This window comes from Gemmobacter megaterium (assembly GCF_900156815.1).
In the GTDB taxonomy this organism is placed as follows: domain Bacteria; phylum Pseudomonadota; class Alphaproteobacteria; order Rhodobacterales; family Rhodobacteraceae; genus Wagnerdoeblera; species Wagnerdoeblera megaterium.
In genome coordinates this window covers 464,095-479,960 of the sequence record NZ_FTOT01000002.1, presented here as the reverse complement: position 1 = coordinate 479,960, position 15,866 = coordinate 464,095, and the positions used below count along the sequence as shown (strand labels likewise).

The 15,866-nt window shown below is 67.1% G+C and carries 18 protein-coding genes; 7 read left to right on the top strand and 11 right to left on the bottom strand.

Going from position 1 to position 15,866, the window contains the following annotated elements; all coding sequences use genetic code 11:
* Positions 1–12: 12 nt before the first annotated feature.
* Positions 13–345 (bottom strand): AzlD domain-containing protein, encoded by a 333-nt coding sequence (locus BW970_RS06800; protein WP_076529647.1) that lies wholly within the window; start codon positions 343–345, stop codon positions 13–15.
* Complete coding sequence (locus BW970_RS06795; RefSeq protein WP_076529646.1) at positions 342–1,058, bottom strand: AzlC family ABC transporter permease; 717 nt, start codon at positions 1,056–1,058, stop codon at positions 342–344. Before BW970_RS06795 ends, BW970_RS06800 begins: the two co-directional genes overlap by 4 nt.
* A 102-nt stretch (positions 1,059–1,160) precedes the next feature.
* On the opposite strand from BW970_RS06795, the gene BW970_RS06790 reads away from it, so the two are divergent.
* Entirely contained in the window at positions 1,161–1,745 is a 585-nt protein-coding gene (locus BW970_RS06790) for a GNAT family N-acetyltransferase (protein ID WP_076530187.1), read from the top strand.
* Here BW970_RS06790 and BW970_RS06785 read toward each other — a convergent pair.
* The 5 genes from BW970_RS06785 to BW970_RS06765 form a co-directional block, all read right to left on the bottom strand.
* On the bottom strand, positions 1,720–2,235 hold the full coding sequence (locus tag BW970_RS06785) for a GNAT family N-acetyltransferase (protein WP_076529645.1): 516 nt from the start codon (positions 2,233–2,235) through the stop codon (positions 1,720–1,722). The genes BW970_RS06790 and BW970_RS06785 overlap by 26 nt on opposite strands.
* Before the next feature lie 2 nt (positions 2,236–2,237).
* A complete protein-coding gene (locus tag BW970_RS06780) occupies positions 2,238–3,008 on the bottom strand; it encodes an HpcH/HpaI aldolase family protein (protein ID WP_076529644.1) in 771 nt (256 codons plus the stop codon).
* On the bottom strand, positions 3,005–3,811 hold the full coding sequence (gene hpaH, locus BW970_RS06775) for a 2-oxo-hept-4-ene-1,7-dioate hydratase (RefSeq protein WP_076529643.1): 807 nt from the start codon (positions 3,809–3,811) through the stop codon (positions 3,005–3,007). Before hpaH ends, BW970_RS06780 begins: the two co-directional genes overlap by 4 nt.
* A gap of 9 nt (positions 3,812–3,820) precedes the next feature.
* Positions 3,821–4,672 carry a fumarylacetoacetate hydrolase family protein gene (locus BW970_RS06770; protein ID WP_076529642.1) on the bottom strand — a complete coding sequence of 284 codons (852 nt, stop codon included), beginning with the start codon at positions 4,670–4,672 and terminating at the stop codon, positions 3,821–3,823.
* A 162-nt stretch (positions 4,673–4,834) separates the two neighbouring features.
* A complete protein-coding gene (locus BW970_RS06765; RefSeq protein ID WP_076529641.1) occupies positions 4,835–6,325 on the bottom strand; it encodes a sulfatase-like hydrolase/transferase in 1,491 nt (496 codons plus the stop codon).
* An 89-nt stretch (positions 6,326–6,414) separates the two neighbouring features.
* Here BW970_RS06765 and BW970_RS06760 point away from each other — a divergent pair, with 89 nt between their 5' ends.
* Positions 6,415–7,329, top strand: coding sequence for a lysophospholipid acyltransferase family protein (locus BW970_RS06760; protein ID WP_076529640.1), 915 nt, complete (start codon positions 6,415–6,417; stop codon positions 7,327–7,329).
* 9 nt (positions 7,330–7,338) lie between these two features.
* Complete coding sequence (locus BW970_RS06755; RefSeq protein ID WP_076529639.1) at positions 7,339–8,151, top strand: glutamate racemase; 813 nt, start codon at positions 7,339–7,341, stop codon at positions 8,149–8,151.
* Between the two features lie 75 nt (positions 8,152–8,226).
* Here BW970_RS06755 and BW970_RS06750 read toward each other — a convergent pair whose 3' ends face one another.
* Genes BW970_RS06750 through ubiA form a run of 4 tightly spaced genes read right to left on the bottom strand, consistent with a single transcriptional unit; the run spans position 8,227 to position 12,290 of the window.
* Positions 8,227–8,754 carry an SH3 domain-containing protein gene (locus tag BW970_RS06750; protein ID WP_076529638.1) on the bottom strand — a complete coding sequence of 176 codons (528 nt, stop codon included), beginning with the start codon at positions 8,752–8,754 and terminating at the stop codon, positions 8,227–8,229.
* Positions 8,751–9,083, bottom strand: a complete 333-nt coding sequence (locus BW970_RS06745; RefSeq protein WP_076529637.1) for a hypothetical protein — start codon at positions 9,081–9,083, stop codon at positions 8,751–8,753. The genes BW970_RS06750 and BW970_RS06745 overlap by 4 nt, the downstream gene beginning before the upstream one ends.
* A gap of 11 nt (positions 9,084–9,094) precedes the next feature.
* A complete protein-coding gene (locus BW970_RS06740) occupies positions 9,095–11,266 on the bottom strand; it encodes an OmpA family protein (RefSeq protein ID WP_076529636.1) in 2,172 nt (723 codons plus the stop codon).
* Between the two features lie 55 nt (positions 11,267–11,321).
* Positions 11,322–12,290, bottom strand: coding sequence for a 4-hydroxybenzoate octaprenyltransferase (gene ubiA / locus BW970_RS06735; protein WP_076529635.1), 969 nt, complete (start codon positions 12,288–12,290; stop codon positions 11,322–11,324).
* 12 nt (positions 12,291–12,302) lie between these two features.
* Between ubiA and BW970_RS06730 the strand changes: the two genes are divergently transcribed.
* The 4 genes from BW970_RS06730 (at position 12,303) to BW970_RS06715 (ending at position 15,840) form a co-directional block, all read left to right on the top strand.
* Positions 12,303–13,025: a 16S rRNA (uracil(1498)-N(3))-methyltransferase gene (locus tag BW970_RS06730; protein WP_076529634.1), complete on the top strand. Its 723-nt coding sequence runs from the start codon at positions 12,303–12,305 to the stop codon at positions 13,023–13,025.
* Complete coding sequence (locus tag BW970_RS06725; protein ID WP_076529633.1) at positions 13,022–13,858, top strand: GNAT family N-acetyltransferase; 837 nt, start codon at positions 13,022–13,024, stop codon at positions 13,856–13,858. The genes BW970_RS06730 and BW970_RS06725 overlap by 4 nt, the downstream gene beginning before the upstream one ends.
* A 49-nt stretch (positions 13,859–13,907) precedes the next feature.
* Positions 13,908–14,432, top strand: coding sequence for a hypothetical protein (locus tag BW970_RS06720; RefSeq protein WP_076529632.1), 525 nt, complete (start codon positions 13,908–13,910; stop codon positions 14,430–14,432).
* A 61-nt stretch (positions 14,433–14,493) separates the two neighbouring features.
* Complete coding sequence (locus tag BW970_RS06715) at positions 14,494–15,840, top strand: glutamate--cysteine ligase (protein WP_076529631.1); 1,347 nt, start codon at positions 14,494–14,496, stop codon at positions 15,838–15,840.
* The last annotated feature ends 26 nt before the right edge of the window (positions 15,841–15,866 follow it).

Here is a 15,866-nt window from a genome sequence, read left to right as displayed (position 1 = left end):
GGCAGCGCCCCCCTATCCCAGCAGCGCCTGCACGGTGAACAGCGTCGCGGCGCCGCCAAAGATCGCCAGCAGGACATTGCGGAACGCCACGCCCAGCCCCAAGGCGACGGCGGCCGCCAACAGGCGCGCAGCGTCCGGCTGGCCGCCCGTCGCAGCAGGCCATGCCACCAGCGGCGCGACCAGCCCCGGAATCACCGCAACGGCAGTATAGCGCAGCAGCCGCAGGACAAAGGGCGGCAACTCGCGGTCGCCGACCAGCCCCAGAAACGAAAAGCGGATCAGAAAGGTGCCCAGCCCCAGCGCCACGATGATCAGCCAGATTTGCAGGCCGCTATATCCGGTCATGTGCGTTTCTCCCGCCACAACTCCACCATTGCGCCGGTTGTCATCGCCAGCAGCGCAGCCACCAGAACACCCGACGAAAACGGCATCCAGGCCAGCGCCAGCGTGCCCACGACCGACACCAAAGCCGCAGCAATATGGGCGGCTGTCCGCAGCATCGGGGCGGTCATCGCAATGAAGGTGATCGGCATCGCGAAATCCAGCGCGAACTCTGGCGGAATCTGTGCGCCGACCACCGCCCCGATCCAGGTGGCGATGTACCACGCGGGGGCGACCGGCAGGACGGTGCCGGCGAAAAAGGCCAGCCGCTCGCCCGTGGTCATTTCGGGGCGCTTCTCGAATTCCACCATCGAGGCGGCATAGGATTGGTCCACCAGAAAGAACGCCACTGCCGCGCGCTTGCCCAAGGACAGTTTGCCCAGCGATGGCGTCAGGGCCGCCGAATACATCCCCATCCGCAGGTTCACCGCCAGAGAGGTCGCCAACACCACCAGCGTCGGCGCCTGTTCCTGCATCAGTTGCAAGGCGGTGAACTGGGCGGCCCCGGCAAAGACCGCCAGGGAAAAGCCAAGGACTTCGGCGATGTTCAGCCCGGCCTCGGTCGCCACCACACCGAACAGCAGCGCGAAAGGCACGATGACAAGCAGAAAGGGCGCGCTGGCCAACATGCCGCGCAGCATCGCCATGCGGCGGTTCTCGGGATAGGGGGCAGACATGCGCGCGCTTTCATCGGGGATGGACCTGCCTGACCGGATTAGGCAATCCTGCGGCTAAGGGCAATGGCATGGGGTCAGGGAATTTTGTCAGGTCGCATGTGCATGATCCGGCGCCTGGACGGTCTGCCGTCCGAGGCCGTCGCCCAGGCGGCCCGGCTGTACTGGTCGGCCTTCGGTGGCAAGCTCGGCCGCTTGCTGGGGCCTGAAACGCGGGCGCTGACCCTGCTGGATCGCACCATACGCGCGGATCACGCCATTGTCGCTGTGGCCCGCGACCGCCCCGATGTGGTCGGCGTCGCCGGATTTCGCAGCGCGCGCGGCGGGTTCATGTCGCTGACCCGTCCGCATCTGACGGCGGTTTATGGGCCAATGGGTGCAGCCTGGAGGTTTGCCCTGCTGAACCGGCTGTCCGCAGACGAGGACAACGACCGCTTTCTGATAGACGGCCTGGCGGTGGACAGCGGATGGCGTGGCCACGGGATAGGCACGGCGCTGATCGAGGCGTTGGCCGCCGAGGCACGCGCGCGCGGCTATGCCCGTTTGCGGCTGGATGTCGCGGATCAGAACCCGCGCGCCCGTGCGCTGTATGAACGCCTGGGGTTCGGCGCGGTTGGTCATCAGCGCCTGCGCCTGCTGGCGCCGGTGTTCGGGATCAGCGGTTCTACTGTGATGGACCGGGCGGTGTAGCGCCCCACACCACCAACAGGTTGTCGGATTTCCACAAGGGGCCGGGGTCGGCAAAGGCTGCCGCCTCTATCCCGCCAAGGGCGGCATAGAACGCCCGTGCAGCATGGTTGCCCCGCACCACCGCCAGCCCCATGCCGGGAAATCCCGCCGCCATCAGCCGCCCGTGGGCCATCGCCAGTAGCTGCCTGCCAAGCCCGCGTCCGCGATGGTCCGGGGCGACATACAGATGCGACAATTCGGCCCGCCCGTCATAGACAGGCGTATCCGTGGCGCCAAAGCTGACCAGCCCCGCAATCGCCCCGCAGGTTTCGGCCAAGATTGCCGCCTGCGTCGGCGGATCGCGCAACACCCGTTCCCACTGGCGCAGACGGTGCCCGACATCCAGCCGGGCGATCGCTTCGGGCGGGGCAAGATCACGGTAGGTCTGTTGCCAGATCCGGGTGTGAAAGCTGGCGATGGCAGCAGCATCCGCTGCCACCGCATCGCGCATGATCACGTCGCGTCCATCGCCGCGCGCAGCGCCTGCGCCCCCTGGCGCAACACGCCCACGTCGCTGCCGATGGCCACGAATGTCGCGCCCTGGGCGACGGCGCGCTGCCCCGCCTCGGCCCCGCCGACCAGAATGCCCGCCGCCTTGCCGCTGGCCACGATCCGCGTCATGGCGTCGGCAATGGCCGCCTGCACCTGGGGCGCGCCGGAATTCCCCGGAAAACCCATATCTGCCGACAGGTCGGCCGGGCCGATGAACACCCCGTCCACCCCGTCCACCGCGCAGATTGCGTCCAGGTTTTCCAGGGCCTTGCGGCTTTCGAGCTGCACCAGCAGACAGACCTGCCCGTTCGCGGTTGTCACATAGTCGGTATCCATCCCAAAGCGCGAGGCGCGCGCCAGCGCCGCCCCCATGCCCCGGATGCCTGCGGGCGGATATCGCATGGCGCGCGCCATTTCAGCCGCCTCGGCTGCCGTATCCACCATGGGCACCAGAATGGTCTGGGCCCCGATGTCCAGCGCCTGTTTGACCATCCAGACCTCGCCCACCGGAATGCGGACAACGGCATGGCTGCCCCCCGCCTGCATGGCCTGCAACTGGGCCTGCATCAGCGGCAGGTCATTCGGCGCGTGTTCCCCGTCGATCAGCAGCCAGTCATAGCCGCAATGGCCCAGAAGCTCGGCCACATTGGCGCTGGCCAACGCCACCCATAGCCCGATCTGCGGCTGGCCTGCCGCCAGCGCGGCCTTGAAACGGTTGACATCGGCCATCAGAGTCCCCGGTCAAAATGCACCGAAACCGTGCCCAGCGGGCCGAAATCGGCGGAAATGGTATCGCCCGGCCGGCATTCGACCGCGCGGATGAACGACCCCGACAGCACGATCTGCCCGGCCTCGAGCCCCTGATTATAGAGTGCGAGCCGGTTCGCCAACCAGGCAATCGCGCGGACCGGATCGTTCAGCACACCTGCGCCCAGGCCTGTTTCCTCGACCGCGCCATTGCGGCTCAGGATCGCGCCGCACCAGCGCAGATCGGTGTCGGGGGCCACGGCACGCCCCCCTGTGACGATGCCCGCATTGGCGGCATTGTCGGCGATCGTGTCCACGATGGTGCGCGCCTGCCCGGTGGCGCGGTCCACCCGCACGATCCGCGTATCGAGGATTTCCAGCGCCGGAACCACCACCTGCGTCGCGGCCAGCACATCCCAGGGCTGCACTCCGGGGCCCAGCAGCGGCGCCTTCATCACAAAGGCCAGCTCCGCCTCGATCCGGGGGGCGATGAAGCGGCCGCGGGGGATCACCGCGCCATCCTCGAACGCCATGTCCTCCAGCAGAACCCCGGAATCCGGGGTCTCGATGCCCAACTGCTGCTGCATTGCGCGCGAGGTCAGGCCGATCTTCCAGCCGATCACCCGGCGGCCCGCCGCCAGCTTGCGCGCGACCAGCGCCGCCTGCACCGCATAGGCATCGTCCATGGTCATGCCCGGATGGGCCTGCGATAGCAGCCCGGTCTGCACCCCGGTCTGTTCGGCCTGCCACAGCGCCTCGGCGGCAGCGGCGATCTCTGGCTCGGTCATCGGTTTCCCCTATTCGTCGGCAATGGTGTTGACCAAGCGTCCAATCCCTTCGACCCGCACCTCGACCACATCGCCCGGCCGCAGCCAGACCGGCGGGTCAAGCCGTGCGCCCGCCCCAGTCGGCGTGCCGCACAGGATGGTATCGCCCGGCACCAGCGTGGTGAAGGTCGAAACATAGGCGATGATCCGGCGAAAGGAAAAGATCATCCGCCCTGTCCGGTCGCTTTGCCGCAAAGTGCCGTTCACCAGCGTTTCCAGTGCGATATCCTCCAACTGCGCCGGGCTGCGGAACGGCACCAGCCATGGCCCCATGGCGCCCGAGCGGTCGAAGTTCTTGCCTTGGGTCACGTTGAATTTGGCATGGCGCACCCAGTCGCGCAGGGTGCCCTCGTTGGCCAGCGTCAGCCCGGCGATGTGGTCCAGCGCCTGCGCCTCGGCAATCCGCCGCCCGCCCGTGCCGATCACGATGGCGATCTCGCCTTCGTAATCCAGTTGATCTGATTCCGGCGGACGGATCAGCGGCAGGCCATGGGCAGTGAAACTGCGCGCAAAGCGGATGAACAGCGACGGGTTGGGCGGCGCCTCTTGTCCATCCTTGTATTCGGCATTGCGGTCGGGAAAGTTGACACCCACACAGATGATCTTTTCGGCATTCGGCACCGGAATGGTCAACGTCACCTCCGACAGCGGAATCGCCGCTCCGGCGTGGGGGAGGGCGGCCATCAGCCCCGCAGTCTCCAATGCGCTGCGCAGGCTGCCGGGCAAAGGCGCGACATGATCCCCGTGGAGCACGCCCCATCCGGGGTGTCCGTCCCGCAGGAAACTCACCAGTCGCGGCAGGTCGGGGGCTGGTTCGAACATCTCGCGCCTCCATATTTACTATTAACAGGTTAACAGAATGTGGCGCCGGGTCAACCTCCCGGCCCATGCACCCGTGTCGCATTGATCCGGGTATCCTGCGGGAATGCTACAGGCATTGGGGGGCAGGCCCCCCCCGCGATGCGGCACGGCGGCCTCACCGGCTCAGGCGCCGATGCTCCAATGTGTCAGGCGTCGATCAGCGCGGGCCATGCGGTGATCCAGCATCCGGGTGCGCAGGCGGCTGATCTCGGGTGCCGCCCCAGGCTCGTGTGCAAGGTCGCGCGTTTCCTGCGGATCGGCGGCCCGGTCAAACAGCATCGGCGGCAGTCCACCGTTGAAATGCACCAGTGTCCAGCGTGCCTCGCGCAGGATGGCGGCATTGGCAGAATGCTCGGAAAGTCCAAGATACCGCTGGAATCTTGTTCCGATCACCGGATGTGCAAGATCGATTTCTGTCAGGGCAAAGGCATCGGCATCGACATGGCCGCCAGACAACAGCGGTTGCAGGGGGGCGCCATCCATCGCCGCCGGAACCGTCGCCCCCAATGCGGTCAGCAGCGTTGGCGCCACCGATGTGGTGCAGACCGGCCCGGCCACCCGATGACCAGCCATGACCCCCGGCCCCCGCACGATCATCGGCACCTGATGCGCGGCGGCAAAGACCGTGTCCTTGCCCCAGTATCCCTGATCCCCCAGCATTTCGCCATGATCGGCCATCACGATCAGCAAGGTTCGGTCGGCCAGTCCCGTCGCATCCAGCCAATCCAGCACCCGGCCAAGATGGTGGTCCACCTCGGCCACCAGGCCAAGATAGACCGCGCGCATGTCGGCCACCTGCGCCGGTGTCAGTGCGGCGACATTGCCATCGAAACCCATCCACAGCCCGCGTGCGGCGGGTTCGGAAAACCAGGCGCTGCGGAACGGGTGATCTGGCGCCGCCGCGACAGGCTGCGGAACCAGCCGGGGATCCACCAGGCTGTTCCAGGGCGCGGGCGCCACAAAGGGGGGATGCGGACGGATATAGGTGGCATGAACGGTCCAGGTGCCATCGCGCCGGGCGTCCAGCGCCTCGAGCAGGCGGTCGGTCAGAAAAGCGGTGTCGCTGTCTTCGGCCCGGTACAGCGCCGGGTCGGCGATACCGCCGCCTTCCGAACGGTGCAGGTCGTACCAGCGGTCGGGTTGCGGGGCTGGCAGGTCATATCCCTTGCGGCGCAGATGGGCGATCCAGTCCATCGGTGCCTCGAAGCGCATGTTCAGCACTTCGCGGAACCCTGGCGCGGGCAGTTCATAGGTGGACATGTCAGGGTCGGCAGCATGATGGGCGCCGGGGTCGGGGCCTATGTCGCCGTAGCCGAACAACAGCGGCTCGCGCCCCAGTTTGCGCAGTTCGGTTCCCAGCGTCGCATGGTGCCGGGCCAGGGGGGCGCCATTCCGCACAACGCGATGGTTGAAGGCATGCAGGCCCGTCATCAGGCTGGCACGGGCCGGGCCACAGGGCACGGCCGCGGTGAACGCCTCGGCAAACCATGTTCCTTCCCGCCGCAAGCGGTCCAGCGCGGGGGTCGGCACAATGCCATGCAGCCCGCCCGCCACCACATCGGCGCGCAACTGGTCAATGGTGATGAACAGCAGGTTCAGACGGTCCGGGGTCATGCCGCATTCCTGACACGCCCTGTCGCTGTCGTCAAAGCGTCACTGGCACCGGCTACCAACGGGGCATATCCGCCCCGGAGGCCCGCCCCATGACTGCGCTTGTCCCCCATGAAACCGCCGCCCGCAGCGCCCTGCCTTCGCCCATCGCGGCCCAGATCTCCTATGCGCCATCCGCGCGCAGCCCGGCTGGGCGGCTGCTGATCCGCACCGTCGAAAACCTGACCGGCCGCATGGCCCTGGTGCGTCGTGCGCGCGGATATGATGCGGGGCTTGTGCCTGCGGGCGATCTCTGGCGCGAGATGATGCGGCGGTATGGTCTGCATCTGGAACTACTGGGCGGCAGCTTTGATGATGTGCCGACGGTCGGCCCGATGGTGATGATCGCCAATCACCCCTACGGCATTCTCGATGGGTTGGTCATGGGGCATATCCTGTCGGCGTTGCGCGGGGATTTCCGCCTGATGGCCCATGCCGTGCTTGGGAATGCGCCCGACCTGCGGCAGGTCGTGCTGCCGGTCGATTTTTCGGAAACCACCACGGCGCGGCGGGCGAATATTGCCATGCGCGGGCAGGCGGTGGCCTATCTTGCAGGGGGCGGCGCGATTGGAGTGTTTCCCGGCGGCACGGTCTCCACCGCCGCGCGCCCTTTTGAACAACCGATGGACCCGGTCTGGCGCAGTTTCACCGCGCGGCTGATTTCGCGGACCGGGGCAACGGTGGTGCCGGTGTGGTTCGAGGGGGCGAACTCGCGCCTGTTCCAGCTTGCCAGCCACCTGCACCTGAATCTGCGCCATGCGCTGTTGCTGCGCGAATTTCGTGCACGGGTGGATCGGCCAGTGCGTCTGGTGATCGGCACGCCGATTCCGGCCACACGGCTTGCGGCTTTTCTCGGAGACAGCAAGGCGATGATGGATTTTCTGCGCCGTTCCACTTATGAGCTTGCGCCACGGGGGCTGGATGCGGGCCGATATGGCCATGAGTTCGAGGCCCATCACAAGCGATAGGCGGGACATATGGCAGTCGGCGTGTTCGATTCGGGACTGGGTGGTCTGACGGTTCTGGACGCGGTGGCGCGGCGGTTGCCGGATGTACCGTTCGTCTATCTGGGCGACAACGCCCATGCCCCCTATGGCGTGCGCACGTCCGAGGATATCTTCGATCTGACCTGCCGGGCGGTGGAACGGCTGTGGGTCGAAGGCTGCGATCTGGTGATCCTGGCCTGCAACACCGCCAGCGCAGCGGCGCTGAAGCGGATGCAGGAAACCTGGGTTCCCGCTGACAAGCGCGTTCTGGGCGTCTTCGTGCCACTGATCGAGTCGCTGACCGAACGCCAGTGGGGCGACAATTCCCCCCCGCGCGAGGTGGCGGTCAAGCATGTGGCATTGTTTGCGACGCCTGCCACGGTGGCCAGCCGGGCGTTCCAGCGCGAACTGGCGTTTCGCGCCATCGGGGTGGATGTCGAGGCGCAACCCTGCGGCGGCGTGGTGGACGCGATCGAGCAGGGCGACGAGATCCTCGCCGAGGCGCTGGTGCGCAGCCATGTCGAGGCGCTGAAGCGCCGGATGCCCCATCCACAGGCGGCCATTTTGGGCTGCACGCATTACCCGCTGATGGAGGCGGCTTTTGCCACCGCCCTGGGGCCCGATGTGAAGGTGTTCAGTCAGGCCAATCTGGTTGCGGAGTCTCTGGCCGATTATCTGGCGCGGCGGCCAGAGTTCATCGGGATCGGCACGCAATCGAAATTCCTGACGACAGGCGATCCGGGCAGCGTGTCTGCCAAGGCAACGCAGTTCCTGCGCCGCCCGATCCGGTTCGAGGCGGCCTAGCCGCCGTATCGGGTACAGGTGCCCGGCCAAACCTGCCTGCGGCAAAGCCGCCTCAGCTTTGGCAAACCGGCCGGATCAACGCGGAACACTCAGCAAGGTGTGGCCAAGGATATGGCCGACAATACGCGCGCGCCGGTCCTGTTGCAGCGACGAGAGTTCCGGGTGCCCGTCCGGGCAGGCCACCAGATCGGCGCTATCGTCCAGATACTCGACGGTCAGCGCGGTTTCCCCGGCGATGCGGCAGGCATCGCCCTCGCCACGCCAGCCGCGCACCAAGCGCAGGGCCTCGTCCGCCGGGCTCAGATAGCGTGCCGCCACCCAGCCCAGCATCTGGCCATTGCGGGCCATGCGGCACCATTCCGGCAGGTTCGGCACATGGGTTTCTGCCGGATCCGTGATCAGGCGCACGCAGGTTTCGCGCGACAGCGGCCCGGTGCCGGAGGCAAGCTGGCCGATTGCCTCGAAATCCGGCGCCGGTCCGGTGCGCAGGGTCAGCGCATCGCCAAGGGGCAGCGGACCGACAACCCAGCCCTGCTGCGCAGCCACTGGCGAGGCGCTGACCAGCACCAGCAGGCAGGTTGCCACGGTCGCCAGACGGATCATTCGGTGTCCTCGCGCCGACGACCTGACTGGCTGCGCAACTGTTCCGCCTCGGCACGGGCATTGCGCAGCCCATCCATCGCGGCGCGCAACTCTGCTTCGGTCTGGGCAATGCGGTTGGCCAGTTCGGCTTCGCGCTGTTGCAGATAGACGATGGCCTCGTCCCGCGTTTCTTCGGCCTCGTGCAGCGCAAGTGCCAGGCGTTCAAGCTCTGCGGTATCGGCGCCGGGCACACGGGTGAACCTGTGCATCAGCCAATAGGCGAACCACCCAAGCCCAAAGGCGACGAACAGGATGATGGCCATGCCGAAGATCAGTTCGGTGCTGTTCACGGGGCTTCCTTTCAGGGCCGGGATTTCGGGCGCAAGGCCGTGGGGCCTGCGGTGTTGCGCCATTCGCCAAGTTCGGGGTCGCCATCGGCCCCCAGCGCGTCACGGATCAACGCGCCGGCATCGGCGGGGCCGGGGGCGCTGCTGCCTGTCGCGCCTGCCTCCGGGTCGGCAACCGCAGGCTCCTCCGCCTCGACCGCCGGGGCGTCCTCGCCCTCGTCCCCGCCGTCGTCGTCGATCTCCAGATCGCCCGCATCCCCCATCGGCTCATCCCCCTCGGGGACAAGATCGTCGGGGCGTGCGGGTGGGGGGGGCAGGGCCTCGCCATCGTCTTCGGGGTCGATCTGGATCAGCGCCGGCGCCTCGGCATCATCGTCGGGCAGCACCAGCTTGACAGCGATGCGGCGATTGGCGACGCGGCCATCCTCGGTTGCATTGTCGGCAATGGGTTCGGCGGCACCATAGCCGCGCGACGTCATCTCCGATGTATCGACCCCGCGGGCGTCCAGGGCCTCCAGCACGGCATCGGCACGGTCCTGGCTCAGGGCAAGGTTGGTTGCCGCGCGACCCTGCGAATCCGTATGGCCACCGATTTCCATCGGGGTCGCCACGCAATCGGCAAGGGCATCCGCCAGTTCGGCGATGATCGCATTCGCCTCGCCTTCGATCTCGGACGATCCGGGGGCAAAGGTGATCTGGCGCCTGTCCAGCACTGCCGAGGCAAGGGCAAGGCACTCCTCCGGGGTCGGCAGGGCGCGGGCCGGATCCAGTCGCTCTTCATAGGTGACATCCACCGAAAACCCCGCGCCTTGCCCAAGCCGGTCGGACAGCAGCCGCGAGATTTCTGATCGTGCGTCCTTGTTGCCGGTAACACCCCGGATGGCGACCCGCTCGGGTTCCACAAGCAAGGCGCCATTGTGCACTTCGGCCAGTGCGGCCAGCCCCGCCAGCACCCGCCCGCCCCAGCCATTCGGCAGGTTTTCGTCCAGCCGGGCGGCGGTGTAGACGTTCGCGGCCCCGAACCGGGCGCGGGCAAAGGCTTCGACGGCGTCGCGCATCCGCTCATCCGCCAGACGCCCACGCAACTGCACGGCGCCTTCGGGCGAGCGGGTGGCTGTAAACTGTGCCGGGCCTTGCGGGCCTTCGGCCTGGGGTCGTGGTGAAAGCGTGGCCTTCAGGGAAAACACATCGGGCAACCGGGTCGTCAACTCGCCTATGACGCGGTCGAATTCCGCCTGTGCGACGCTGGACTCGGCGATCAGGGTGACGTCCACGTCCGAGATCGTTACCGAGCCTGCACCGAGTTCCGACATGGCCGCGATCACGGCTTCGGCCGCATCCGGCCAGCGCGGCGACGGCGCGCCAAGGCCCTGGGTGCAGGCCGGTGTTCCAGGCACCTCGGCCAGCCGTGCGGCCGCCAGAATCCGCACGAGCGAGCGTTCGGTGTCGGCGGCGCAGGCATCGAAGCGCGGCCCGTCTTCGTCCACGACAAAGCGCAAGGTGAACGGGGCAATCACGGGGCGCGGCGCCGAGATCTCCAGCGTGACCGGCACGGTCTGGGGCAGGGCGCGCCCAAGGTCAGATTCAAAGCGGCGCTTCTGGGCCGGGCTGTCCGAAATGGCCGTGACCCGAACGCTGTCTGCCGCGACCGAGATCTTGGAACGCGGCAACAGGCGCAGCGCGACCATTCCGAAATCAACCGCGCTGTCCCAATTCGACGGCACGGGAAAATCTGCGGTTTCCAGCATGTTCGCCAAGGCGTCCTCGGGGGCGAGCTGGCTGGCGGTGGTCAGCAGCGCCGTCGTATCCCAACTGGCCGGGACCAACCCGATCATCGAGATCCCATCATCGTTGCGCAAGAGTTCCAGCGAAAAGCGCGGGGCGGTCAGCGCCTTGGCCGGTGTCACATCCAGCCCGTCGATCACCCGGCTGGCCCCGACGACCCGCCCGGCCACCGTATTGGCCCGAAACCGCATCGCCTCGGTCGGTGCGGTGCCGCTCAGCGTTACCAGCAAACCATCGGCAGAGGCGCTGGCCCAGTCCAGGCCCGCGGCCGTCAAGGCACGGGTCACATGCCGCTGGCTGCGCGATTCCAGCGCACCCGCCACGACCAGCGCCATCAAGAGCGACAGGACGGCCGCGCCGAGAAAGGCCGCGACGGTAAGGAGGACAGGGCTCAGACGCATAGGCGATTCCGCGTGGTTGGGGCCCACAGGTACGTCGCAGGGGGGTGCAGTTCAATCACGCCAGTGCCGCACCGGCAAGAAACAGCGCAACGATCAGGCCGGCATCCCGGTTGGCACGGAACAGTTTGAGGCAGTTCGCCGGGTCGTCGATGTTCAGTTGCGTCAACTGCCAGCCCAGATGCGCCGCAAAGGCCCAGATCCCCGCCAGGGCGATCAGCACCGCCAGTCCGCCCGCATCGCCCCCCAGCAGCGCCAGCAGGACGGCCAGCGTCAGCAGCAGCACCGCGATGGCCATGAACCCCTTGAGCCAGGCCAGCGTATGCGTGCCAAACAGCCGCGCGGTGGATTTGACCCCGATTAGCGCATCGTCTTCCTTGTCCTGATGGGCATAGATGGTGTCGTAGAACAGGGTCCAGGCGATCCCGGACAGCCACAGGACCAGCGCGGGCCAGGCAAGTGTTCCGTCATGCGCGGCCCAGGCAAGCAACGCGCCCCAGTTGAACGCCAGCCCCAGAAAGACCTGGGGCCACCAGGTGAATCGCTTGGCAAAAGGATACACGGCCACCAGGGCCAGCGACCCGACCCCCAGCCAGATCGCCAGCGGCGGAAAGGTCAGCAGCACGCCAAAGGCGATCAATGCCTGTGCAACCATCCAGCCGGCGGCCTGCCGCGCCGTCACCTGGCCCGATGGAATGGGACGCGAGCGTGTGCGGGCGACGGCTGCGTCAAAGTCTCGGTCCGTGATGTCGTTCCAGGTGCAGCCTGCACCACGCATCAGAAACGCGCCAAGTCCACAGGCGACCCCGACCCACAAGTCCCACCAGCCGGGACTGTCTGCCGCAGCGGCCAATGCCACGCCCCACCAGCAGGGCAGCAGCAGCAGCCAGGTGCCAATCGGCCGATCCGCCCGCGACAGGCGCAGATAGGGCCGGGCGCCGACGGGGGCCCAGCGGTCCACCCAGTTGCCGGCAACGGCGTCGGCCACCTGGCCCGCAGGCTCTGGCATTCGTGGCGCGTCGGTCATACACCTGTTCCCATGACACCCAAGATACGCCTTCATCTAGACCAGCCGCTTGCCTCTGGGCAACCGCTCCAACTGGATCGGGACCAGTCCAACTATCTCTTTGCCGTGATGCGGCTGGAGGTGGGGGCGACACTTCTGGTGTTCAACGGGCGCGATGGCGAATGGGTGGCGCGGGTCACGGCCGCATCGAAGCGTGGCGGCGAACTTGTGGCCGAATCCCGGACACGCCCTGTGCTGATGCCGCCCGACCTTTGGTTGATGTTCGCCCCGATCAAGAAGGCGCGCACCGATTTCATCGTCGAAAAGGCCACCGAGTTGGGGGCCGCCCGCATCATGCCGGTGATGACGGAATACACCAATGCCGAACGCATTCGGCAGGATCGCCTGCAAGCCCATGCTGTCGAGGCGACCGAACAATGCGGCGGCACCTTCGTTCCGGTGGTGGAGGATCTGCAACCGCTGTCCAAGGTGCTGGCCGTCTGGCCTGCCGACCGCAATCTGCTGTGGTGCGACGAGTCGATGGTGGGCCAGTCCCGCTCGCTTGCCGGGCTGCCGCGCGGCCCCTGGGCTGTGTTGATCGGGCCGGAAGGCGGCTTTTCTGCTGCGGAACAGCGGCGGCTGCGGGCGCTGCCCTTTGTTCATGCGTTGTCGCTGGGGCCACGCATCCTGCGGGCCGATACGGCGGCGGTTGCGGCGCTGGCCCTGTGGCAGGCAGACCTTGGGGATTGGGGATGATCAGGCTTGCCGCACCGGGAGACGAGGCCGCGCTGACAGGGTTTCTGTCGCGCCATCTGGAAACCTCGATGTTCCTGTACGGCAATCTTGAATCGCAAGGGCTTGCCGCCAGCACCCATCCTCATGCAACCCGCTTTGTGCTGGACGAACAGGACGGGGTGGTCCGTGCCGTTCTGGGATTGTCCAACAACGGCTTTCTGATGTGTCAGGCGCCGCAGCTTGCGCCGGTGCAGGCCCGCGCGATGGCCCGATTGCTGGGCGGGCGTACCGCAGCAGGCATGACCGGCGACGATGCTCAGGTCGCCACATTTCTGGAGGCGGTGATGCCCGCGCCGCAGCTCGACACGGTCGAGCCGCTGTTCACGCTTGATCTCTGCCGCCTTCCTCCGGTGGCGGCGACGATCCGCCCGCCGGATCGGTCGGAGCTTGCGCTGCTGACCGGCTGGTTCGCCGCCTATATGCAGGAAACGCAGACCGGAGTGACCTCTGGCGCGGCTGAACGGGCGCGGGACGCCATTCAGGGCGGCCCTGTCCGCCTGTTGCTGCGCGATGGCCAGCCCGTCGCCATGGCAGGGATCAATGCCGCAGCGGGCGATGCGGTGCAGGTGGGCGGGGTCTATACCCCGCCGCAGTTGCGGGGGCAGGGCTTCGCAGGGCAGGTCGTGGCCGCGCTGCTGGCAGAGCGCCGCCGCGCGGGCGCAACCCGCGCCCTGTTGTTCGCGGCCTCCGATGCCGCAGCGCGGGCGTATCTGCGTATCGGCTTTGCCCGCATTGGCCGGTATCGCATGGCGCTGTGGCGACCGCCCGCTGTGATTGGCGAGGCCGCAGGATGAACGGTCCCGTCCCGTGGCGCGCGGCCCGGCCCGGCAAGGAGCGTCGCACATGAGCCTGATCCGCCCCGAAGTTGCCCGGCGCCTGCTGCGTGGACGCGAGGCTATTGCGGCCGCAGTCACGTTGGCGCTGGGCTTGTGGATTGCCACGCGCGGCGGCTGGGTGCTGGCCGGGCTGGGCGGCGCGGTTGCGCTGATCGGCGGGGGGCTGCTGGTCGCGGCGCTCCAGCGTCTGCGCTTTGCGCCTTCGTCTCTGGGACCGGGCGTGGTCGAGGTGGACGAAGGCCAGATCGCGTGGTTCGGACCTGGTGTCGGCGGTTTTGTTTCGGTTGCCGATCTGGCGGATCTGGGGCTGGTCACGGTGCAGGGGCTGCGCGTCTGGCGCCTGCGCCAGACCGACGGGCAACTGCTTCTGGTGCCGGTGGATGCACAGGGGGCCGAGCAGTTGTTCGACGCGCTGACCACCCTGCCGGGGATCGAAGGGCGCCGCCTGCTGGCCGCGTTGGAAAGCCCCGCCGATACGCCGATGATATGGCAGCACGCGCCGTCGCGCATTCTTCGCTTTCCGCGGGCTTGACTCGGCGCCGCCTTGGCGCCACCTCTGCCCACCGTAAACCAGAAAATCGGAGCTGCCCCCAATGTCCATTCCCCAGTCCGGCGGCGGGCCGATCGAACATCCGGGGCAGTTGATCGAATACCTGGCGTCGGGCTGCAAGCCCGCCGATCAGTGGCGCATCGGCACCGAGCATGAAAAGTTCGGCTGGCTGACCTCGACCCGCCAACCCCTGCCCTACGACGGTGTGGCCTCGGTTCGCGCCGTGCTGGAAGGTCTGCGTGACCGCTTTGGCTGGACCGAAGTGCGCGAGGGCGATGCGCTGATCGGCCTGACCCGCGATGGCGCGAATGTTTCTCTGGAACCGGGCGGGCAGTTGGAACTTTCCGGGGCGCCTCTGGTTGATATTCACCAGACTCAGGCAGAACTTGATACCCATCTGGCCGAAGTCGCGTCCATTGCCGAGCCTCTGGGCGTGCGCTTCATGGGCATGGGTGCTGCGCCGGAATGGCGCCACGAGGATATGCCGGTGATGCCCAAGGGGCGCTATCGGTTGATGACCGACTACATGGGGCGTGTCGGAACCCACGGCACGCAGATGATGTACCGCACCTGCACCGTGCAGGTGAATCTGGATTTCGCGTCCGAAGCCGACATGGTGAAAAAGCTGCGCGTTGCCATTGCGCTGCAACCTGTCGCCACGGCGCTCTTTGCATCGTCGCCGTTCTTTGAGGGCAAGCCGAATGGCCATCGCAGCTGGCGCAGCCGCATCTGGCGTGGTCTGGACGATTCCCGCACCGGAATGCTGCCCTTTGCCTTCGAGGAGGGTTTTGGCTTCGAACGCTACGCCGACTGGGTTCTGGATGTTCCGATGTACTTCGTCTACCGCGACGGCAGGTATCTGGACGCGCGCGGTCAGTCCTTCCGGGATTTTCTTGCCGGCCGGCTGCCCGCGCTGCCAGGTGAAATTCCGACCCTTTCGGACTGGGCAGATCACCTGACGACCGTCTTTCCCGAGGCGCGCATCAAGAAATACATGGAAATGCGCGGCGCAGATGCGGGTAGCCGCGCGCATCTTCTGGCGCTGCCCGCCTTCTGGACCGGGCTGATGTATGACGCGGGCGCGCTTGATGCCGCCTGGGATCTGGTCAAGGGATGGAGCGCAGAAACCCGGCAGTCGCTGCGTGTCGCAGCCTCGGAGCGCGCGCTTGGGGCCGAAGCCGATGGTGTCGTCATGCTGGATCTGGCCCGTGAGGTGCTGAAACTGTCCCGGTCCGGGCTTGCAGCGCGCGGCAAGGACGAGGCGCGCTTTCTGGAACCGCTGGATCTGCACGCCGCCACCGGACGCACCCAGGCCGACGATCTGCTTGCGGCCTGGAACGGTGCCTGGGACCACGACCTTGCGCAGGTGTATCCCGCCGCAAGCTTCTGATCGGGGGCCCTGTCCCGTCTCCTCTG